Genomic DNA, 19878 nt, shown 5'->3' on the forward strand with positions numbered 1-19878 from the left:
TTATGAAGAAGGTATTCAAGAAGGTATTCATTCTGGCTATTGCCGCATTGTCTTTTACAGCATGCCGCAATGCTAATAATTCCACCACAGATACGGCGCCATCATCAGGCAGCACTAAAGTGTCGGCAGACGCACCCGTAATTGTTTTTGAAAGAGAAATTTTTGATTTTGGAAAGATCGTACAAGGTGATAAGGTTAATCATGAATTTAAATTTAAAAATGCAGGTAAAAGTCCGCTGATTATCTCAAATGCTACAGCCACTTGTGGTTGTACGGTTCCGGAAGTACCAAAGGACCCCATTTTGCCGGGTAAAGAAGGTAGTCTTAAAGTGGTTTTTAATAGCACAGGAAAACAAGGGATGCAGGATAAAGTGATTACCATTAATTCTAATGCTAACCCTTCCATCTCAACCGTTCACCTGGTGGGTGATGTAAGGGAGAAAAAATAAGCAGCCAGCTAACTTTGGCTGAACCAATATTAACATACAAATCAAATCAATAAAAAAATGACATCAACAGTAATTTTACAGGCAGCAGGTGGCGGTAACATGCTCACTACCATTGTACCTATGGTATTAATTATGGTAGTTTTCTACTTTTTCATGATCCGCCCGCAGGTTAAAAAAGCTAAGGAGCATAAAAAATTAGTGGCAGAGCTGAAAAAAGGTGATAAAATCATTACCACTGCAGGCATCCACGGGCGTATTGCAGACATGAACGACACTACTTTTTTAATTGAAGTGGAAGGCGGCGTAAAAATCCGTTTCGATAAATCTGCTGTATCATTAGATGCGACGAAAGCAGTAACCGCACCAACTAAGGCTTAAGATCATCATTATTTAAGAAAACCGTCGTTCAGCAGATCGACGGTTTTTTTATTTTAGCGAATATTAGAAATATGCAACCAGCAGCTATTTGGGTTCTTTATACCATTTCTATTTGAGCACCTGTTTACTTTTGCTACATTTGGCGGTATTGTTGTAGTTGGTTCATCATCCATTGAGATTAAGATAATTAATATGCCTTTTATTAGATTAACCCAAATAGAGAAAAGACGTGTTTTTACACTCTTGGCCTGTTTGTTTCTGGCAATTGCGGCATGGCTTTTTATGGCGCTGAACAACAAGTATATCTATACGGCTAAAACAGTTCTCGTTTTTAAAAATACACCTACCCGCCGGGCATTTTATCCGCTTCAATCAGATACGGTTGACTTACAGGTAGAAGGAACAGGCTGGCAATTAATATTCTCCAGGCTACGGATTAGTCCGCCATCCATATCCGTGAGCTTAAGCCAGTTAAATACCAAAGATTTTATTACGTTTTCAGATCAGTTGTACAATGTAAACAGGCAACTGGAAAGCACCCAAAAAGTGATTTCTGTAAAACCTGATACTTTATATTTTGATTTCACCAAGCGAACGGTAAAGAAGGTTTCCATTAAACTGGTCAGCAAGCTCGATTTCATCAGCCAGTATGGGATTTCCAGCGACATCATTTTAAACCCTCAATACGTAAAAGTGGCCGGTCCGGCAGAAGAATTAAGCAAAATTTCGATCTGGCCGACAGATACCTTAAAGCTGAGTAAAATTCAGGGGAGTACAACCGTGAGGATCGGGCTGCAGCATAGTCCTCAAAAAAATGTCAGCATTTATCCGTCATCCGTAGAAGTGAAACTTCCGGTGGATGAGTTTACAGAAAAGACTGTTGAGGTGCCATTAAAAATCATTAATAATAAAAATTACAACAGCATCAAGCTTTATCCAAAGAAAATTAAGGTAACTTTTTTAGTTGCTTTGGGTAATTATAGTCAGGTAAATGATAACTTCATTACTGCAACCGTTGATGTGAATGAATGGCAGGATTTAGCGCATAAGCAGTTTACAGTGAAGATTACGGAGTTCCCGGATTATTGTAAACTGATCAATATCAATCCTTCAAAAGTAGATTTTGTAGTAGAAAAATAATGTATAAAGTAGGAATTACAGGTGGAATTGGCAGTGGTAAAACAACCATTTGTAAGGTTTTTGAAGTTTTAGGCATCCCGGTGTTTTATGCAGATACGGTGGCAAAAGAAATCATGGTAACGGATCAATTACTGATTGCTGGCATTAAATCTGCCTTCGGTGAGGAAAGTTATACTGCAGAGGGCAAACTCAACAATAAACACCTGGCGGCAATAGTTTTCAGTCATGAAACTGAACTGGCCAGACTGAACGCTCTGGTTCATCCTGCGGTATTCAGGGCTTTTGACGATTGGGAGAAGCAGATTGATGAGCGTGTACCTTATACTATGAAGGAGGCTGCGCTGCTTTTTGAGAGCGGTTCATATAAAATGTGCGATACATCTGTTCTGGTAACTGCTCCTCTGTCGTTGAAACTAGCGCGCGTGATGCAGCGTGATCAGGTTTCTGCTGAACAGGTGAAGGCCAGAATGGATAAACAGTTTACTGATGAGCAAAAGGCTAAATTATCCAGTCATTTTATGGTTAATGATGAGGAACATTCCATTATTGAACAGGTGCTGGCTTTGCATAAACATTTTCTGAAAAAAGCAGCTGATGCATCAAGTTTAGCCTGATCATTTATCCATCCCATCATGAAATTTAAAAATACGATCTGCAAATCTGTGGCATATTCTACAAGTATTAATCCCGATTATGATTTTAGATGATTTTATTACCATTACGCCAACAGGATTGTATTGTGTTTACGGAGACTTTTATTTAGATCCGCAGCAACCTGTAAAAGAGGCAGTAGTTTCTCATGCCCATGGCGATCATGCCATTGGTGGCAGTGAGCATGTATATTGTACGGCTGCTACAGAATCGTTCATGAAACACCGTTACCGTAAGTTTGCTGCTGTAGATTTTTATATCAAAGCTTATCATCAATCCTTTAAGATAAAGGAGGTTACCATCACCTTTTATTCAGCCGGACATATCCTGGGCTCTGCACAGGTTTTAATGGAATATCAGGGAATTAAATATCTTTATACGGGAGATTATAAGATAGAACCTGATGCAACCTGCGAACCCTTCGAATTTGTACAGGCTGATGTGTTGATTACAGAAAGTACCTTTGCCAATCCGGATACCAAACATCCGTCTCCAGTTACGGAAATAGAAAAGTTGAATGATACAAATGCAAACATTATGCTGGGTGCTTATGCTTTAGGTAAAAGCCAAAGGATTATTCAATTGCTCAATCATCACTGCCCAACTAAAAATATAATGGTGCATTATAGCATCATGCCTTTTGTGAACATTTACGAAGATTATGGCATTAACCTGGGTAAATATAAAATGTATGATCGTAAAGTAATGAAGAATAACCAGCAGCATCAGGTTTATATTGTGCCACCAATGGTCTTTCATAGTTATCATAAAGCGATTAATGTGGTCAGGGCTTTTGCTTCAGGGTGGAAAAATCTGCAGCAGCAAAACGGAATTTCACTATATATATCTGATCACGCCGATTGGGAAGCCATATTGGAAACCATCGAAAAAGTAAAACCGAAACAGATATGGACATTACATGGTGACGGTAAGCAGCTGAAAGACTATTTTAAGGGAAACTTAGAAGTTAAAATACTGAACAGTAAAAATGATTGATTGAAGGAATCAGATAATAATTGAATGAAGGCATTGTGACTTGAAAAATCTCATTCCCTCATTCTCCCATTCTCTCATTCATTCATTCATTCATTCTCTCATTCGAAATTTAAAATATGAAAGAAGGCGAAGACTTTTATTTTAATGAAGATGGTTTGATGGTTTTTACCAAAGCTTATCATTTAAAGCGGGGTTATTGCTGTAAAAACAAATGTAAGCATTGCCCCTGGGGCTACGGGAAAAAGAAGGTGAAGAAATAGCTGATTTATGATTTCAGTTATCTTTTTCTGCTGACCTAAAATTTAACATGTTGATAAATGTCCTTCAGCTGTATATTAAAACCAAGGCTATGGAAAGCCAGATTTTCATCTATATTTTTATATTCCTTTAACTCCCAGTTCTGATGCGCATTAATGTAAAAAGCTTCAACTGAAATCGCTGTGGGATCGATCATGATATATTCTTTTAAAGACGGAATATCTCTATACAGTTTAAATTTATTGTCCCTGTCATAATCTTCTGTAGAAGGAGAAAGAATTTCAATGATAACAGTCGGAAGGAGAGTTGTATTTTCATCTTCCTCCGGGTGCTTGATTTTATTTCAGTAGATTGATATATCAGGATAGGTGAATAAAGTGTTTTCGGGAATGTTTATTCTCATATTACTTCCAAAAGGAATACACTTTGATCCGTATAATTTTTGGCTAAGAAAACCGAAAGTATTCGAGAATATAAAGTTATGATTAAGCGTCGCACCAGGTATGGAGGTTACACCTAACGCACTATCTTCCTGATGAAGCGGGAAGATTTCACCCTCAAAATATTCGTGTTTTATTGGTGATACCTATTCCATCGTAAGGTATTCCTTAACAGTATAGCGTCTTTTGTGATAGACTACTGCTGGTTCATTTACAATTTCATCCATAAAGCAAGATAATCAAAATTGTAGATTTTTTATTGTTACTTTTTCCAGCTGATGGTATGATTTTAATGATTCCCTGCAAAGAAGCCTATTAAAGCGACACCGATTCCTAATAAAACAGCGATCATTTTGCGGAGGTTGATTTTATGGTCGGCACTGGATTCAAATAAGATAGTGGTCGATATATGAAGGAATATTCCGATCACCACCCCCATAATTTTATTAAAATAAGCCTCCACACCGCCAATGCTGCCGTTACTTAAGCCCATACTGACATAAAAGCCCAATGGAGCCATAATTGCAAAAATGATCAGATAGAGAATTATACTTCCTTTTTTGAAATGGTTTTGCATTAAAATGCTCCCTAAAGCAAATGCAGCAGGGATATGGTGTAAGGAAATGCCAAAAATTAGTTCATTATGCTGTTCTTTTGCCAAAGGCATACCTTCTAAAAATGCATGTAAACACAAACTAATCATAATGCCGAATGGAAATACATGCCCATCATGGTGTTTGTGGATATGACCATGTTCAACACCTTCAGAGAATTGTTCCAGAAATACCTGTAAAAGAAAGCCTACCAGGATGAAAATCCCGATTTCGCTTTTATCCGGCCCGCCAAAAGCATCTGGTATGAGGTGTAATACGGTAATGGCAAATAAATAGGCACCACTAAAAGATAAGATCAGTTTCAGCAACTTAGATTTATCGCTTTTAACCAAAAATATAGCTGTTCCGCCTAAAAAGGCGCAGAAGAAAAGTACGCAGAGTTTCCAGATTTCCATCGCTTAAAAATCAGGTTGTAATTTTTTAAACATTTTTGAACAGATGAAGCCGATTAATGCTCCAAGCAGTGCGCCTGCTGTAACATCAATAGGATAATGAACGCCAACATACACTTGTGCAAAACTAATGATAAAGGCCCAAAACAATCCGATGGGTAAAATGGGCTTCCACCGGTTATAAAAAACACAAATTAAAAATACAGCAATGGCAAAATGGTTGGTGGCATGTGCCGAAGGAAAGCTTAAACCGCTTCCGCAGGGAACACGGTGGATAATGTCATTGGCTATCGTTAAATCATTGCATGGACGAACCCTCGAAACCCAGGGTTTGATCACACGCGAAGAAATTAAATCAGCCGAAGCAAAGGTAAACAGGATCATGCCAATAATATAGTAGCCCTGTTTTTTATATTGTTTAATGCAGAAAACAATGATGAAAACATAAAGTGGCGACCAGAAAAACCGGTTCCGCATGAGTGGCATGAGCCAGTCGAAAAAGCCATTGGAAAGCCCCCGGTGGATTTTGATAAATAAGGCCAGATCAAACTGCTGTATGCTTTCTATCATGCTTTTTTACAGATTAAAATTAACCGGTCTGATGTGTTTTGATCAAAATCATCCAGTTCATAGTTACCGAAGGTTTGATGGATTACCATCCCTGCTGATGATATCATCAGCTCAAAATCTTCAAAACTAAATGCCTGAACACGCTCTTCAAAATTATACGTCTTCCCTTTATCTTCAAAATTGATTTTCTTGATGATCTTTCCGTCTGTTACGTGTTTTGAAATATTGAAAGCAATCCCGTCCAGTGATTTTACTTCGCAGGTGTTCAGGTTCCGGATAATTTTTTCGGTGTTAAAGTAATCAAGAATCAATACCCCATCCGCTTTAAGGCATTTTCTGAATGTTTTCAGGGCATTAACATGTTCCTTTTCTGTATCAAAATAACCGAAACTGGTAAACAGGTTTAGCGCAATATCAAAATAATTGATGTAGAAAAGCTTTCGCATATCATGCACCAGAAAATGCAGTTTGTTGTTTTCGAACCGCCGGGCATACTTAATGCTTTGTTCAGATAAATCAATTCCGGTAACATCAAATCCCTTTTTATTGAGGTAAATGGCATGCCTGCCTTTGCCACATGCAATATCAAGTGTTCTGGAATCGGGTTTTGGCTGAAGAAAAAGCGTTAACCTGTCAATGAAGAATTCAGCTTCAGCGTTATTTCTTTGTTGGTAAAGAATATGATAATATGGCGAATTAAACCAATATTGAAACCATTTGCGCTGCATAAAAAGCTGTTTGTATTTTTTAAAAGGATGCAAACTTAGATAAAATTCGATTAAACGCAGCAGATTAATTTTAAGCCGAAGCATCTATATCATTCCCTGTGTAATCATTAAATTACTAAATTTTCTGCAAATATAAGATTTTACTATTGCCAGATGGCTAATGTGGATTTTTTTGCAACAATATTGCATAATTATTTTTTAAGTAAGGCCTTAGCGCATTTCTTGAGGCGCAAATGCTTTGTCTTTTTTGTCTGGAAAGTGGTTGTATCCCTACTAAATACATCGTATAAATAGATATAAACTAAATGTAAATTAACTTCTGTAACGCAGTTAGGATATCTGCTATCTTGTTTTTTTTCTTATTTTTGATGCTCAACATTAGATAGAATAAGTGACTTTAATAAAATCGATTTCGGGAATAAGAGGAACGATAGGCGGACAGGCTGGAAATGGCTTAACACCGATTGACATAGTGAAATTTACCGCTGCTTTTGGAAGCTGGGTAGTCCAAAAAACAGGAGTTAAAAGAATTGTTTTAGGTCGTGATGCCCGGATTTCGGGCGAAATGGTTAATCATCTGGTGATCGGTACCTTGCAGGGACTGGGGATTGAGGTGATCGATTTAGGTTTATCAACCACACCAACGGTTGAAATTGCCGTACCTGATGAGCATGCGGGTGGTGGTATCATTTTAACCGCAAGTCATAACCCCAAACAATGGAATGCACTGAAGTTATTAAATGCGGATGGTGAGTTTATCAGCGATGCCGATGGTATTGAAGTTTTAGAACTGGCTGAAAGCGCGGCATTTGAATTTGCAGAGGTGGATAAATTAGGCAAGGTTATTCAAAATGACACTTATCTTCAAAAACATATCGATAAGGTTTTGGCTTTGCCGCTTGTTGATGTAGAAGCAATAAAAAAGGCTGATTTTAAGGTTGTCATTGATGCTGTAAACTCTACGGGTGGTATTTTTGTACCGGCTTTATTAAAGGCTTTGGGCGTGGCCAGGGTTACAGAATTATATTGCGAACCCAACGGACATTTTCCGCATAACCCAGAACCACTTCCGGAAAACCTGACGGAGATTTCAAAAGAAGTTCAAAAACAAAATGCAGATTTAGGTATTGTGGTAGATCCGGATGTTGACCGTTTGTGTTTTGTTAATGAAGATGGAAGTATGTTTGGTGAAGAATATACTTTGGTTGCCGTAGCCGATTACGTGTTGAGAAACACCCCCGGAAATACGGTTTCCAATCTTTCATCAACCAGGGCACTTCGTGATGTAACGGAAAAAGCAGGCGCTGAATATCATGCTTCAGCGGTTGGTGAAGTGAACGTGGTGAATAAAATGAAAGCAAGCAACGCCATCATTGGTGGTGAAGGCAATGGTGGAATCATTTATCCAGCTTCTCATTATGGCAGAGATGCTTTGGTGGGGATCGCTTTATTTTTAACTCATTTGGCAAAATTTGGTAAATCTATTTCCGTATTAAGAGGTAGCTACCCGCAATATTACATCTCTAAAAATAAAATAACACTCACTGCAGAAATGGATATCGACAATTTGTTGAAGCAAGTGGAAGAGAAATATAAAAAGCAGCCTTACAGCACTATTGATGGTTTAAAAATAGAGTTCGATAAGACGTGGGTGCACTTGCGCCGTTCTAATACCGAACCGATTATCCGCATTTATAGCGAAGCAGAAAATGAAACCATTGCAGAAAGTCTGGCAAATAAAATTATTTCTGATATCAAGGAAATATTGCATTTGTAACTGGAATTAAAGGCAATAATTAGAAGAACAACATTAATTCGTGATTTCATCTCTATAGATGAAATCATTTAAAAGGTGACAATCACAATATGAAAAGGATTTATTTAGATAACGCGGCTACCACACCATTAGATAAACAAGTAATTGCCGAAATGAGTAATGTGATGGAAAACTACTATGGTAATCCATCAGCCATTCATGCGCTGGGACGTGAGGTAAGAACTTTGGTGGAAAAGGCCCGGAAAACTGTCGCTAACCTTTTGGGTGCATCACCTTCTGAAATATTTTTTACTTCAGGTGGAACAGAAGCAGATAATACAGCCATTCGTTGCGGTATTTTTGCGTATGGAATTAAGCATGCCATTACCTCTAAAATTGAACACCATGCGGTAGAACATACTTTAAATATCATGCTGAAAAATGGCGAGATTGATAAGCTGAGTTTTGTAAATATAGATGAAAAAGGCAATATTGATTACGCGCATTTAGAAGAATTATTGGAAAATAACGGACGCACTTTTGTTTCCCTCATGCATGCCAATAATGAATTGGGTACCCTTACAGATATGGTCAAAGTGGGTGATATCTGCGAAAAATATAATGCCATTTACCATGCCGATACCGTTCAAACCATGGGGCATTACGTTCATAATGTGCGTGAACTGAAAGCACATTTTATTGTATGTGCCGCACATAAACTCCACGGACCAAAAGGTGTGGGTTTCTTGTATGTGAATAGCAGCATTAAAATTCCACCAATGATTTATGGTGGCGCACAAGAACGTAACATGCGTGGAGGAACTGAAAATGTGTATGGTATAGTAGGTTTGGCAAAGGCTTTGGAAATGGCCTATGCTGAAATGGAAGCGCACCAAAGTCATATTCAAGGTTTAAAAGATTATCTGAAATCGCAATTAATTGCAGAAATTCCAGGTATTGGTTTTAATGGAGAAACTGATGCGGATAAAAGTCTGTATACAGTACTGAATGTTTCTTTTCCTGAAATGGATATGGGAGATATGCTGCTGTTTAATTTAGATATTAACGGCATTTGCGCTTCCGGTGGCAGTGCCTGTTCATCAGGTTCTAACATTGGTTCACATGTACTAAACGCTATTAAAGCCGATCCCAATCGTCCGTCTGTACGTTTTTCTTTCAGTAAATATACTACAAAAGAAGAACTGGACTATGTGATAGAGAAAGTAAAAATGGTAGTAAAGCAGAATGCTTTAGCCTAAAATATCATTAACCAAATAGGAACTGTCCCGGAGTAATCCGGGACTTTTTTGTTTAATCATTTCTTGCCATTAGTTGTTAACTCACCAGCTTTAATAAATTAATCCCTGTCCCTGTAAGTCACAGATTGCAAAGATTGCTGTTAAAACAATATTATTTCTCATGTGTTCCTATAATACATCAATTTAAAATCACTATGGAAACGAATAAAGAAAAAGGCAAAGTTATTGAGAATGAATTGCTGGATAAGACAGCCGAAGATGTTAAAGAAAATAGAAATCTGGATGATAACAAATCATCTAAAGTAGCAACAAACTTATTTGATAAAGATAAAGGGCGCAAAAACAATTCATTTGGTCCGGGCCACGAGCCGGGAACCACTCCAGGTTCAGGGATTTAAGCTCTAATTTCTGAAAGAATTATTAAATTTAAGCCACAGCAAAAATGTTGTGGCTTTTTAAATATGACTTAAAATGGAAAGAAGAAATTTTATCAAAAATTCTGCATTGGCCATGGCTTTGCTTTCAGTTTACAAAACAGATGTGTTTGCACAATCTCCGGTATTAGGCTACAACTTTAAAACAATTAGAAATAATGTAGGGATTTTTACGGAACAGGGTGGAACAATCGGCTGGTTAAATTCTTCAAGCGGATTTGTAGTCGTTGATGCGCAGTTTCCAGCTTCGGCGCCGCATGTGATTGCAGAATTAAAAAAAATAGGCGAAAGACCATTTAAATACCTTCTTAATACGCACCATCATGGCGATCACACCGCAGGGAACATTGCTTTTAAAGGCCTGGCAGAAAAAGTTGTGGCGCACCAGAATTCCCTGGTTAATCAAAAGAGCGCAGCGGAGAAGGCGAATAATTTAGATCAGCAATTGTTGCCGGATACCACCTTTGGTACAGGATGGAAAGCACCAGTTGGTGCTGAAAAAATCAGTGCTTATTATTATGGCTCAGGGCATACCAATGGCGATGCCATCTATCATTTTGAAAATGCCAATATCGTTCACGTTGGAGATTTGGTTTCTAATAGGAAATATCCGTACATCGATCGTGAAAATGGTGCGCATATCGGAAATTGGATGACCGCTTTAGATAAAATTTACCAACAGTTTGACCAGGATACATTATTTATATTCGGACATAGCCGAGATCCTGAAAAGGTAACTGGCAACAAAGCGGATGTGAAATCTTTTCAGAATTACCTTCAACAGCTGCTCACCTTTGTAAGTGCAGAAATCAGGGCAGGCAAATCAAAAGAAGAAATTTTAAAAGCCACGGCAATTCCAAATGCACCGGAATGGCAGGGAGAGGGAATTCAAAGAAGTTTGACAGCTGCATATGAAGAATTAAAAGGAGCTTAACTTTGACCGCTGATTATCCTTTCATGAATTTACAATACCTGTCCAAATCTATTTTCAATTTATAAACGTTCTATATTTAAAATAAATCTGAACAGCATATCTAAATTAACACCAACTCAATCCATATCTTTTATATTTGCGATACACCAATCGGATATCAGATATGGATGATTTCTTAGCTGCCCGCTCCCAAATGGCCTTATCATTAGGCTTCCACATTATTTTTTCCTGCATTGGTATGGTCATGCCATTTTTTATGGCTGTATCGCACTATAAATGGTTAAAAACAAATGATGAGGTTTATAAAAATCTTACGAAGGCCTGGAGTAAAGGTGTTGCCATTTTTTTTGCTACCGGTGCAGTGTCTGGCACGATGTTATCTTTTGAACTGGGCTTATTATGGCCAAAATTTATGGAACATGCAGGTCCGATTTTTGGGATGCCCTTTTCACTGGAAGGAACCGCTTTTTTTATCGAAGCCATAGCCTTAGGGTTTTTTCTGTATGGGTGGGACAAATTAAATAAATGGTTTCACTGGTTTACCGGGATGGTGGTAGGCGTGAGTGGATTGGCATCCGGAATTCTGGTCGTGGCGGCCAATTCCTGGATGAATAGTCCGGCGGGCTTTGATTTTGTAAATGGTCAATACCTCCATGTTGATCCTATTCAGGCCATGTTTAATAAGGCCTGGTTTTCACAGGCTTTGCATATGTGTCTGGCTGCATTTACGGCTACTGGTTTTGCTGTAGCAGGTGTTCATGCTTTGATGATTTTAAGAAATCAAAATAAGCACTTTCATTTGCAGGCGTTTAAGATTGCTGCAGTGTTTGCGTGCATCGGTGCATTGTTACAGCCCTTAAGTGGTGATATTTCTGCTAAAGATGTAGCTAAACGGCAACCGGCAAAGCTTGCTGCCATGGAAGCGCTATATAAAACCGAAAAGCCTGCTCCATTATTAATAGGGGGGATTGTAAATGAAAAAGACCAAACTGTAAAGGGTGCGATTAAAATCCCAGGTGCTTTGAGTTTCCTGGCTCACGGTGATTTTAAGGCCGAAGTAAAGGGCCTTGATCAAATACCTAAAGATCAGCAACCACCAGTCGCTATTACGCATTATGCTTTTCAAATCATGGTTGGAATAGGAACCTTGCTGGCCTTAATTTCACTTGTATATTTTATTCATCTCATTAGAAAGAAAGCACTTTTAGAGAAGCGCTGGTTGCTTAAATTGTTTGTGCTTGCTATTCCTTTAGGTTATGTAGCGCTGGAAGCCGGCTGGGTAGTGACAGAAGTGGGGCGTCAACCCTGGATTATTTATGGCATTATGCGTACCAAAGATGCCGTAACACCAATGCCGGGAATTGCTTATTCATTTTACATCTTTTCAGCGATTTATTTATCTCTGAGTGTTATTGTAACCTTTCTGCTTTACCGGCAGATTAAAATGGTTCCGGTGTTATACAACAATCCTGTATCCGAAACCCCTAATCATTAAATTATGGAATATGTTGTAATTACCTTTTTATGTTTGGGCATACTGTTATACTTTTTACTTGGAGGAGCGGATTTTGGCGCGGGAATTATTGAGTTGTTTACTTCTACAAAAAACAGAAGCAGAACCCGAAAAACCATGTATCAAGCCATTGGTCCGGTTTGGGAAGCCAATCACATGTGGCTGATTATAGCCATTGTGATTTTGTTTGTTGGCTTTCCGCACATCTACACCACGATGTCGGTTTACCTGCATATTCCTTTACTCATTATGCTTATTGGCATTATTGCCCGTGGAACAGCTTTCGTTTTCAGGCATTATGATGCCATAAAAGATGATATGCAATGGCTTTACAATCGAATTTTCAGGTATTCCAGTTTTATAACTCCCTTGTTTTTGGGCATCATTGCGGGCAGTGTCATATCCGGACATATTGATACCGAAGCAAATGATTTTCTTTCAGCCTATATCTGGAGCTGGCTAAACTGGTTTTCGGTTTCTGTTGGTCTTTTTACAGTGGCTTTGTGTGGATTTCTGGCCGCCATCTACCTCATTGGTGAAACGGAAGACGTACACGATCAGCGTCGTTTTATTCAGAAGGCCGAATACATGAACATTGCTGCAGTTATATTTGGAGCAATGGTTTTTATAGCAGCACAGCTGGATAAAATTCCGCTAATGGATTGGGTTTTTAAAAATCCGGTTGGTTTAACGGCAATTATTCTGGCCAGTTTATCTTTGGTTTTATTGTGGTACCTTTTAATTAAAGGTAAAACACAGATTTTACGTGTTCTGGCAGGTTTTCAGGTAACCATGATTCTGGTAGCCATCAGTTATGCGCACTTTCCTAATTTTATCCGATTAAAGAACGGAGATGCGATTTCGCTCTTTGAGACGATAGGTCCGCAGAAAACCATTTATAGTTTAGGTTTGGCTTTGCTATTGGGTAGTATTTTGATCTTGCCTTTTTTAGGGTATTTGTTCTATAAATTTAAAAAGAAAGAGGAATAACCATCCGAAATTCGTCATTGCGAGGAGGTACGACAAAGCAATCTTTTAAGTATATATTCTTTTTAGATAGATTGCTTCACGCCATCGCTTGACCCAACCCTACAGTTCGCAATGACGACACCTCTTAACCTCGTTGGGAAACAAGAAATAGTCTTCTAACAAGACAAATTAAAAAAATAGGTTCAAGATGTTTGTTTATGATAAATAATACATTAAATCTAAAATCTGATGCATAAAGAAATGAGCATCTGGAAACAGATGCTCATTTCTTATTTAGGTTTAGTCATGATCTACAATCCACCTTTTCTGGTTGCTTTTCTTTGTTCCGGCCAAGTGGCAGGTTTTCCGGTACGTTCATTCACCGGTAAATCTGTCGCTTTTTCTGTTGATGTCTTTTCAGCATCTTCACAAGCCATGTAAACCATAATTGCTGCTAAAATGACATTGCTTCGAATTTCATCGAAAACTAACTTATCGTAGCTATCACGATTGGTGTGCCAGGTATAGGTTCCGTAATCCCAACTGGTAGAACTTAATGAATAACCCAAAGCACCTGCCGCCACGAAAGAGGCAAAGTCTGATCCGCCCGCACCAGGCATGCCAGGGAAACTGGTTTTGATCTGATTTTTAATGGTATCCGGTACTGCATTTAGCCAACGGGTGATGTAATCTTTGGATTTGGCAAATCCCTGGCCGCCAATATTGACTACCCTGCCTGTTCCGTTATCCTGGTTAAATAAAGCCTGGAGATTGTTAACAATTTCCGGATGATCTTCAACAAAAGCCCTGGAACCATTTAATCCTTGTTCTTCACTTCCCCAATGTCCAACTAAAATCGTGCGTTTTGGGTTAGGATAAAACTTTTTCAGAATACGCATAGCTTCCATCATCATGATGGTTCCAGAGCCATTATCTGTTGCGCCGCTTGCCCCATCCCAGGAATCAAAATGTGCAGATAACATCACATATTCTTTTGGTTTCTGCTTTCCTTTGATTTCAGCAATCGTATTAAAGGTTGGTACAGTACCTAATTTTTTCGATTCGGATTCTATTTTAAGCATTGGTTTATTACCGTTTAAAGCCAAACGATAAACCAATCCGTAATCTTCCACAGATAAATCTAAAGTAGGCACTTTTGTAGTATTGGCACCAAAGATCTTATCTACACCAAAACCCTGCGACCAGTTATTGATGATCACAGCCACTGCACCAGCATTTTCCAAAGCTACAGGAAGTGTTTTGGCATTGTAACCTGTTTTTGCCATACTGGCCGTCCAGGATTTCAATGCATCGGTTTTTTCTTTTTTAAACTTATCAAACAAGTCTTTAGTGGCAAATTCTTCCCAATTTTTTTCAGGCCTGCCTGAAAGTTGGTTCATCGAAATTAACACAATTTTACCTTTAACGCTTGGCAGCCATTTCTGGAAGGCCACCGAATCGGTAATCGCAGGAAGAATAATTGCTTCAGCATTAATCGCTTGTCCATTTGTTGAAGGACTCCAGGCCAATTGCGTTCCTTCCAGTGTTCTCAACCTTGGGCTTACCATATCAATATGCGTAATGCCGCGTTCCCAGCCAGCCCATTCACCCCATTTTTCGTTCTTCGCAGAGATGCCCCAGTCGCTATATTTTTTTACTGCCCAGTCGTTGGCTTGCTTCATTTGTGGAGACCCGACTAAACGTGGTCCAACAACATCTAAAAGTTCATGAGCGAGTTTTTCTAATTGTGAGTTTTCATTTACCTCTTTTACAATCTTATCGATCACTTTTTTGTCTTGCGCAAAAGCAAAAGAAGAGGTAAACAGGAGTAAAGTAGGTAAGAGTAGTTTTTTATTCATAATAGGATTAGTTAATGATCCGCTAATTTAATGAATAAGGGCTGTGGAAACAGATGTTAATGGAAATGTTGCAGATTGTAGCTTTCGCCGCCCGGAAGTAATTCCTTTTTAATTGGAATTGCCTAAACGGCAGGATGTTTTTTAGGCTATGGAAAGGAAACTGCCGATCCTAAGTATTACTGAACCACTGCAAGATAAACCTGATTGAAGTGGAAAGCCCGCAGCGCAGCGAGGACTTGAAACAAAAAGCAGGACTGAATTCACCGATTTATTCAAGCCCTGCTTTTCTTATTATAGTTATGGTCATTTTGGCATTTATTTATCAGGCGATTTACACTAATAAACCAATGACTATTGAACCAATTTAATTATTCATCATCTTGATAAAAGCGCCTAATTTAGCCTTCATCGCCCTTCTGTCTACAATAAAATCAAGGAAACCATGTTCGAGCACAAATTCTGAAGTTTGAAAGCCTTTTGGTAAATCCTTTTTAATAGTTTCTTTGATTACCCTTGGGCCGGCAAAGCCGATTAAAGCACCTGGTTCTGCAATATTGATATCGCCAAGCATGGCATATGAGGCTGTTACGCCACCAGTAGTTGGGTCTGTCAATAAAGAAATGTATGGAATTTTTGCCTGGCTTAACAAGGCCAGTTTTGCGGATGTTTTGGCCATCTGCATCAATGAAAATGCAGCTTCCATCATTCGGGCACCACCAGACTTTGAAATCATCAGGAAGGGAACCTTATGTTTGATCGAATAATCAATTGAACGAGCAATTTTTTCGCCCACTACCGAGCCCATCGATCCGCCAATGAAAGCAAAGTCCATGCAGGCAATTACTAATTCCTGACCTTCAATTTTGCCCACACCTGCACGAATGGCATCTTTAAGTCCGGTTTTTGCCTGGCTTTCTACGATTCTATCCGTATAAGGTTTATTATCATTGAAATTCAAAGGATCGCCAGAAGTTAAGTTGGCAAAAAGTTCTTTAAACTCATTATTGTCGAACAATACTTCGAAATATTCTTTTGAACCTACCCTCAAATGGTAATTGCAGTAGTGGCAAACATATTTGTTTTCCTGCAATTCTGTTTGATGTAGCGGTTTTTTACAGTTCGGACACTTATTCCACACACCATCCGGTGCCTCTTTCTTCTCTTCTGTTGTGGTAATAATACCTTTATTTTCTCTCTTAAACCAGGCCATATAATTTTTTAAAGAATTGGACTGCAAAGAAACGAAAAATTATTTTAACTCAAGTATTTCTATTTAGTGTGTTTTCTACACTAAGGATAATGTGTTTTATACACTAAATAGCCCTTATTCTATTGTAAGGCAAATAATTCTGTTGTTACAAAAGCTTGTAATGTTATTTTTTTTTATAACTTCGGACTTAATAAAATTAACAAGAGATGAGTTTAAAAGGCTACAAAGGCGTAATTTACGGAGATGCCGTTCAAGAATTGTTTGAGCAGGCTAAAAAACATCAGTTTGCTTTACCAGCGGTAAATGTAACCGGTACAAATACGGTTAACGCGGTATTGGAAACTGCTAAGGCAGTAAATTCGCCTGTTATGATTCAACTGTCTAATGGTGGTGCGCAATTTTACGCAGGTAAATCTTTAGATAATGAGAAATTACAGGCATGTATTTTAGGTGCAGTATCTGCAGCTAAGCATGTACATTTATTGGCAGAACATTATGGTGTTGCCGTGGTTTTACATACTGACCATGCCGCTAAAAAATTGTTGCCTTGGATTGACGGCCTTTTAGATCACGGTGAAAAATTCTTCGCTGAAACAGGTAAACCTTTATTTTCTTCACATATGTTGGATCTTTCTGAAGAATCTATCGAAGAAAACATGGAAATTTCTGCAAAATATTTAGCGCGCATGTCTAAAATGAACATGACGATTGAAATTGAATTAGGAGTTACCGGTGGTGAAGAAGACGGTGTGGATAACAGTGATGTAGATAGTTCAAAATTATATACTCAGCCAAGTGAAGTGGCTTATGCTTATGAAGAATTAAGCAAAGTATCACCACGTTTTACAGTAGCTGCAGCTTTTGGTAACGTTCATGGTGTGTACAAACCAGGTAACGTAAAATTACAGCCGGTTATTTTGAAAAACTCTCAGGATTTCGTTAAAGAGAAATTCAGTTTATCTGCTGAGAAACCAATTAACTTTGTGTTTCACGGTGGCTCTGGTTCTTCTCAGGAAGAAATCAGAGAAGCCATTTCTTATGGTGCCATTAAAATGAATATCGATACCGATATGCAATGGGCTTTCTGGGAGGGTATTTTAGAATATTACAAAAAGAATGAAGCTTTTCTTCAAGGTCAGATTGGTAATCCTGATGGTGATGATAAACCAAATAAAAAATATTACGATCCACGTGTTTGGTTACGTAAAGGTGAGGAAACATTCGTTAAGCGTTTAACTGCTGCATTTGAAGATTTGAATTGCATTAATGCAAATGATAAGTTGTAAACAAATTGGATTTTTAATATTAAATACCTATTCAGTCATTTAAGAATCATTCATTCAATAATTAAACAAAAGCGCCATTGGTTTAAAAACTGATGGCGCTTTTGTTTGTTTTTATAGTTACTTTTAAGCAAACATTATCTGATGAAAAAATCTAAAAACGATAAAAAGGAGAATAACTTTTTTGAGCAGTTTGCCAATGCCGCAACGAAATTTACAGGCAGCTCGGTTGCTTTTATCGCAGCAACAGCCATTGTAATTTTATGGGCGGTGACAGGTCCGGTTTTTCATTATTCTGAAACCTGGCAGCTGGTGATTAATACCGGAACAACCATCATCACTTTTTTAATGGTATTTCTGATTCAGAAAGCGCAGAACAAAGATGGGAAGGCGATCCAGTTAAAATTAAATGAACTGATAGCTGCCCAACAGGGTGCCAGCAACCGGATGGTAGATATTGAAGATTTAAGTGAAAAAGAGCTTGATCAACTGCATAAATTTTACGTTACAATTGCTGCACTTGCCAAAAAAGAGGCCGATATTCACTGTTCGCACTCTATTGATGTGGCTGAAGCATTAAATGAGTTGAAGTTAGAAAAGAATAAACATTTTAAACACCAGAAATAATGAGTTTGCAGGTTCAGAAAGTTATCCATCCTGAGGAATTGGATAAAGTATTTGCGATACGTAAAATTGTATTCGTAGATGAGCAGAATTGCCCGCCGGAATTGGAATGGGAATATGAAGAGGAATCAATACATTTTCTAGCCACACATAATGGTCAGCCTTGTGGTGCCTGTCGCTGGAGAAAAACTGATGCGGGATATAAATTAGAGCGTTTTGCAGTACTGAAAGATTTTAGAGGACAGGGGGTAGGACGTGCATTAATTGCCGAAGCCTTATCTGATTTACCGGAAGATGCCCATTATATTTACCTGAACTCACAGTTAGATGCCATGAGTTTATATGCGAAATTTGGTTTCGTGGCCGAGGGAGAGCAATTTGAGGAGGCTGGAATCCAGCATTTTAAAATGGTGAAGAAGGTTTAAGATTAGAAAGATAAATCGTCTTTGCGAGGCACGAAGCAATCTTAATGCGATCGCTATCATATAAATTTATTTCCCCATCCACAGTTGTAGGATTGCTTCGTGCCTCGCAATGACGTGAAGCTGAAAACTACCCAAATATTTTTCCGGATAAAACCATCGCCTCATTCCACTTATCCATATTTAGATTCAAATTTTCTCCTTTGTCATTTAAATAGGCAATTACATCTTCTGTAGCTATGTTACCTGTAAGGTCATCAGCAGCCATTGGGCAGCCACCGAAGCCTTTCAATGCTGAATCAATTCTTTTCACGCCCGAATGATAGGCTGCTTCAATTTTTTCAAACCTTTCAGCAGGAGTGGAATGTAGGTGAATACCAATTTCTATATTGCTAAACCTGGAAATTAACTTCGGTAAGATATGATTTATCTTTTCGGGAGTTGAAATGCCAACTGTATCCGCTAAGGAAATAATTCCTACACCTTTATCCACTAAAACATCTGCCCATTTTTCTACAATTTCATCGTTCCATTCATCACCATAAGGGTTTCCAAAACCCATTGATAGATATACAACTGCTTTTTTATTATTTTTGGCACATAAAGCCAGCATATCTTCAACGGTGCTTAGTGATTGCTCAATACTTGAATTGGTATTTCGCTGTTGAAAGGTTTCCGAGATAGAAAAAGGAAAACCCAGATAATCAATTGCTTGATGTTGTACAGCACTTTCTACCCCCCTTAAATTGGCCACAATAGCCAGGAGTTTGGTTGAAGTAAGCGATAAGTCTAAGTTTTCTAATACCTGCTGCGTATCTGCCATTTGCGGAATGGCTTTGGGCGAAACAAAACTACCAAAATCTAATGTGTCAAACCCAACCTGAAGCAGTAGGTTTAAATATGCTGATTTCAGTTCGGTTGGAACGAAATGATGCAAACCCTGCATCGCATCACGCGGACATTCCACTAATTTAATATTTTTTAGGCTCATGGTTTTAC

The 19878-nt window shown here is 38.4% G+C and carries 22 protein-coding genes; 15 read left to right on the forward strand and 7 right to left on the reverse strand.

The window, feature by feature from the left end; all coding sequences use genetic code 11:
- Positions 1–2: 2 nt before the first annotated feature.
- The 6 genes from OQ267_RS07950 (at position 3) to OQ267_RS07975 (ending at position 3874) form a co-directional block, all read left to right on the forward strand.
- The gene (locus OQ267_RS07950) at positions 3–449 is read left to right on the forward strand and encodes a DUF1573 domain-containing protein (RefSeq protein WP_265835479.1); all 447 of its coding nucleotides are present in this window, start codon (positions 3–5) and stop codon (positions 447–449) included.
- A gap of 57 nt (positions 450–506) precedes the next feature.
- Positions 507–827: a preprotein translocase subunit YajC gene (gene yajC, locus OQ267_RS07955; RefSeq protein WP_088300820.1), complete on the forward strand. Its 321-nt coding sequence runs from the start codon at positions 507–509 to the stop codon at positions 825–827.
- A gap of 192 nt (positions 828–1019) precedes the next feature.
- The gene (locus OQ267_RS07960) at positions 1020–1967 is read left to right on the forward strand and encodes a CdaR family protein (protein ID WP_265817137.1); all 948 of its coding nucleotides are present in this window, start codon (positions 1020–1022) and stop codon (positions 1965–1967) included.
- Positions 1967–2581: a dephospho-CoA kinase gene (coaE, locus tag OQ267_RS07965; protein ID WP_265835480.1), complete on the forward strand. Its 615-nt coding sequence runs from the start codon at positions 1967–1969 to the stop codon at positions 2579–2581. The genes OQ267_RS07960 and coaE overlap by 1 nt, the downstream gene beginning before the upstream one ends.
- Before the next feature lie 79 nt (positions 2582–2660).
- Entirely contained in the window at positions 2661–3614 is a 954-nt protein-coding gene (locus tag OQ267_RS07970) for an exonuclease (protein WP_265835481.1), read from the forward strand.
- Positions 3615–3730: 116 nt separating this feature from the next.
- Entirely contained in the window at positions 3731–3874 is a 144-nt protein-coding gene (locus tag OQ267_RS07975; RefSeq protein ID WP_265835482.1) for a DUF5522 domain-containing protein, read from the forward strand.
- A gap of 35 nt (positions 3875–3909) precedes the next feature.
- On the opposite strand, the gene OQ267_RS07980 is transcribed toward OQ267_RS07975, so the two are convergent.
- The 4 genes from OQ267_RS07980 to OQ267_RS07995 form a co-directional block, all read right to left on the reverse strand.
- The gene (locus tag OQ267_RS07980) at positions 3910–4209 is read right to left on the reverse strand and encodes a Uma2 family endonuclease (protein ID WP_265835756.1); all 300 of its coding nucleotides are present in this window, start codon (positions 4207–4209) and stop codon (positions 3910–3912) included.
- A gap of 392 nt (positions 4210–4601) precedes the next feature.
- The gene (locus tag OQ267_RS07985; RefSeq protein ID WP_265835483.1) at positions 4602–5321 is read right to left on the reverse strand and encodes a ZIP family metal transporter; all 720 of its coding nucleotides are present in this window, start codon (positions 5319–5321) and stop codon (positions 4602–4604) included.
- Positions 5322–5324: 3 nt separating this feature from the next.
- Positions 5325–5888, reverse strand: coding sequence for a phosphatase PAP2 family protein (locus OQ267_RS07990; protein WP_265835484.1), 564 nt, complete (start codon positions 5886–5888; stop codon positions 5325–5327).
- Positions 5885–6616 carry a class I SAM-dependent methyltransferase gene (locus OQ267_RS07995; protein WP_265835485.1) on the reverse strand — a complete coding sequence of 244 codons (732 nt, stop codon included), beginning with the start codon at positions 6614–6616 and terminating at the stop codon, positions 5885–5887. Before OQ267_RS07995 ends, OQ267_RS07990 begins: the two co-directional genes overlap by 4 nt.
- Before the next feature lie 391 nt (positions 6617–7007).
- On the opposite strand from OQ267_RS07995, the gene glmM reads away from it, so the two are divergent.
- The 6 genes from glmM to OQ267_RS08025 all read left to right on the forward strand — a co-directional run bounded on the left by glmM (position 7008) and on the right by OQ267_RS08025 (position 13502).
- Positions 7008–8393, forward strand: a complete 1386-nt coding sequence (gene glmM / locus OQ267_RS08000) for a phosphoglucosamine mutase (protein ID WP_265835486.1) — start codon at positions 7008–7010, stop codon at positions 8391–8393.
- Between the two features lie 89 nt (positions 8394–8482).
- Positions 8483–9631: a cysteine desulfurase family protein gene (locus OQ267_RS08005; RefSeq protein ID WP_088300813.1), complete on the forward strand. Its 1149-nt coding sequence runs from the start codon at positions 8483–8485 to the stop codon at positions 9629–9631.
- A gap of 194 nt (positions 9632–9825) precedes the next feature.
- The gene (locus tag OQ267_RS08010; RefSeq protein ID WP_088300812.1) at positions 9826–10029 is read left to right on the forward strand and encodes a hypothetical protein; all 204 of its coding nucleotides are present in this window, start codon (positions 9826–9828) and stop codon (positions 10027–10029) included.
- A gap of 73 nt (positions 10030–10102) precedes the next feature.
- Entirely contained in the window at positions 10103–10999 is an 897-nt protein-coding gene (locus tag OQ267_RS08015; RefSeq protein WP_265835487.1) for an MBL fold metallo-hydrolase, read from the forward strand.
- Positions 11000–11162: 163 nt separating this feature from the next.
- Positions 11163–12494 (forward strand): cytochrome ubiquinol oxidase subunit I, encoded by a 1332-nt coding sequence (locus tag OQ267_RS08020; RefSeq protein WP_265835488.1) that lies wholly within the window; start codon positions 11163–11165, stop codon positions 12492–12494.
- Positions 12495–12497: 3 nt separating this feature from the next.
- Positions 12498–13502, forward strand: coding sequence for a cytochrome d ubiquinol oxidase subunit II (locus OQ267_RS08025; protein WP_088300809.1), 1005 nt, complete (start codon positions 12498–12500; stop codon positions 13500–13502).
- Between the two features lie 290 nt (positions 13503–13792).
- Here OQ267_RS08025 and OQ267_RS08030 read toward each other — a convergent pair whose 3' ends face one another.
- Together OQ267_RS08030 and accD are read right to left on the reverse strand one after the other, a co-directional pair.
- Positions 13793–15340 carry a M20/M25/M40 family metallo-hydrolase gene (locus tag OQ267_RS08030; RefSeq protein WP_265835489.1) on the reverse strand — a complete coding sequence of 516 codons (1548 nt, stop codon included), beginning with the start codon at positions 15338–15340 and terminating at the stop codon, positions 13793–13795.
- Positions 15341–15704: 364 nt separating this feature from the next.
- Entirely contained in the window at positions 15705–16550 is an 846-nt protein-coding gene (accD, locus tag OQ267_RS08035; protein WP_088300807.1) for an acetyl-CoA carboxylase, carboxyltransferase subunit beta, read from the reverse strand.
- A gap of 206 nt (positions 16551–16756) precedes the next feature.
- Here accD and fbaA point away from each other — a divergent pair, with 206 nt between their 5' ends.
- From fbaA to OQ267_RS08050, 3 genes are all read left to right on the forward strand, one after another.
- Positions 16757–17836, forward strand: coding sequence for a class II fructose-bisphosphate aldolase (fbaA, locus tag OQ267_RS08040; RefSeq protein ID WP_088300806.1), 1080 nt, complete (start codon positions 16757–16759; stop codon positions 17834–17836).
- 141 nt (positions 17837–17977) lie between these two features.
- Positions 17978–18460, forward strand: a complete 483-nt coding sequence (locus OQ267_RS08045; RefSeq protein ID WP_265835490.1) for a low affinity iron permease family protein — start codon at positions 17978–17980, stop codon at positions 18458–18460.
- A complete protein-coding gene (locus tag OQ267_RS08050) occupies positions 18460–18882 on the forward strand; it encodes a GNAT family N-acetyltransferase (RefSeq protein ID WP_088300804.1) in 423 nt (140 codons plus the stop codon). The genes OQ267_RS08045 and OQ267_RS08050 overlap by 1 nt, the downstream gene beginning before the upstream one ends.
- 127 nt (positions 18883–19009) lie before the next feature.
- Here OQ267_RS08050 and OQ267_RS08055 read toward each other — a convergent pair whose 3' ends face one another.
- Positions 19010–19870: a hydroxymethylglutaryl-CoA lyase gene (locus OQ267_RS08055; protein WP_265835491.1), complete on the reverse strand. Its 861-nt coding sequence runs from the start codon at positions 19868–19870 to the stop codon at positions 19010–19012.
- Positions 19871–19878: the final 8 nt, after the last annotated feature.

This window comes from Pedobacter sp. MR22-3 (assembly GCF_026240075.1).
In the GTDB taxonomy this organism is placed as follows: Bacteria; Bacteroidota; Bacteroidia; order Sphingobacteriales; family Sphingobacteriaceae; genus Pedobacter.

What these genes read in the sequence shown, in the direction of transcription:
- OQ267_RS07950 (WP_265835479.1), top strand. Translation starts at nt 3, where the DNA reads ATGAAGAAGGTATTCAAGAAGGTATTCATTCTGGCTATTGCCGCATTG.
- yajC (WP_088300820.1), top strand. Translation starts at nt 507, where the DNA reads ATGACATCAACAGTAATTTTACAGGCAGCAGGTGGCGGTAACATGCTC.
- OQ267_RS07960 (WP_265817137.1), top strand. Translation starts at nt 1,020, where the DNA reads ATGCCTTTTATTAGATTAACCCAAATAGAGAAAAGACGTGTTTTTACA.
- coaE (WP_265835480.1), top strand. Translation starts at nt 1,967, where the DNA reads ATGTATAAAGTAGGAATTACAGGTGGAATTGGCAGTGGTAAAACAACC.
- OQ267_RS07970 (WP_265835481.1), top strand. Translation starts at nt 2,661, where the DNA reads ATGATTTTAGATGATTTTATTACCATTACGCCAACAGGATTGTATTGT.
- OQ267_RS07975 (WP_265835482.1), top strand. Translation starts at nt 3,731, where the DNA reads ATGAAAGAAGGCGAAGACTTTTATTTTAATGAAGATGGTTTGATGGTT.
- OQ267_RS07985 (WP_265835483.1), bottom strand. Translation starts at nt 5,321, where the DNA reads ATGGAAATCTGGAAACTCTGCGTACTTTTCTTCTGCGCCTTTTTAGGC.
- OQ267_RS07990 (WP_265835484.1), bottom strand. Translation starts at nt 5,888, where the DNA reads ATGATAGAAAGCATACAGCAGTTTGATCTGGCCTTATTTATCAAAATC.
- OQ267_RS07995 (WP_265835485.1), bottom strand. Translation starts at nt 6,616, where the DNA reads ATGCAGCGCAAATGGTTTCAATATTGGTTTAATTCGCCATATTATCAT.
- OQ267_RS08005 (WP_088300813.1), top strand. Translation starts at nt 8,483, where the DNA reads ATGAAAAGGATTTATTTAGATAACGCGGCTACCACACCATTAGATAAA.
- OQ267_RS08010 (WP_088300812.1), top strand. Translation starts at nt 9,826, where the DNA reads ATGGAAACGAATAAAGAAAAAGGCAAAGTTATTGAGAATGAATTGCTG.
- OQ267_RS08015 (WP_265835487.1), top strand. Translation starts at nt 10,103, where the DNA reads ATGGAAAGAAGAAATTTTATCAAAAATTCTGCATTGGCCATGGCTTTG.
- OQ267_RS08020 (WP_265835488.1), top strand. Translation starts at nt 11,163, where the DNA reads ATGGATGATTTCTTAGCTGCCCGCTCCCAAATGGCCTTATCATTAGGC.
- OQ267_RS08025 (WP_088300809.1), top strand. Translation starts at nt 12,498, where the DNA reads ATGGAATATGTTGTAATTACCTTTTTATGTTTGGGCATACTGTTATAC.
- OQ267_RS08030 (WP_265835489.1), bottom strand. Translation starts at nt 15,340, where the DNA reads ATGAATAAAAAACTACTCTTACCTACTTTACTCCTGTTTACCTCTTCT.
- accD (WP_088300807.1), bottom strand. Translation starts at nt 16,550, where the DNA reads ATGGCCTGGTTTAAGAGAGAAAATAAAGGTATTATTACCACAACAGAA.
- fbaA (WP_088300806.1), top strand. Translation starts at nt 16,757, where the DNA reads ATGAGTTTAAAAGGCTACAAAGGCGTAATTTACGGAGATGCCGTTCAA.
- OQ267_RS08045 (WP_265835490.1), top strand. Translation starts at nt 17,978, where the DNA reads ATGAAAAAATCTAAAAACGATAAAAAGGAGAATAACTTTTTTGAGCAG.
- OQ267_RS08050 (WP_088300804.1), top strand. Translation starts at nt 18,460, where the DNA reads ATGAGTTTGCAGGTTCAGAAAGTTATCCATCCTGAGGAATTGGATAAA.
- OQ267_RS08055 (WP_265835491.1), bottom strand. Translation starts at nt 19,870, where the DNA reads ATGAGCCTAAAAAATATTAAATTAGTGGAATGTCCGCGTGATGCGATG.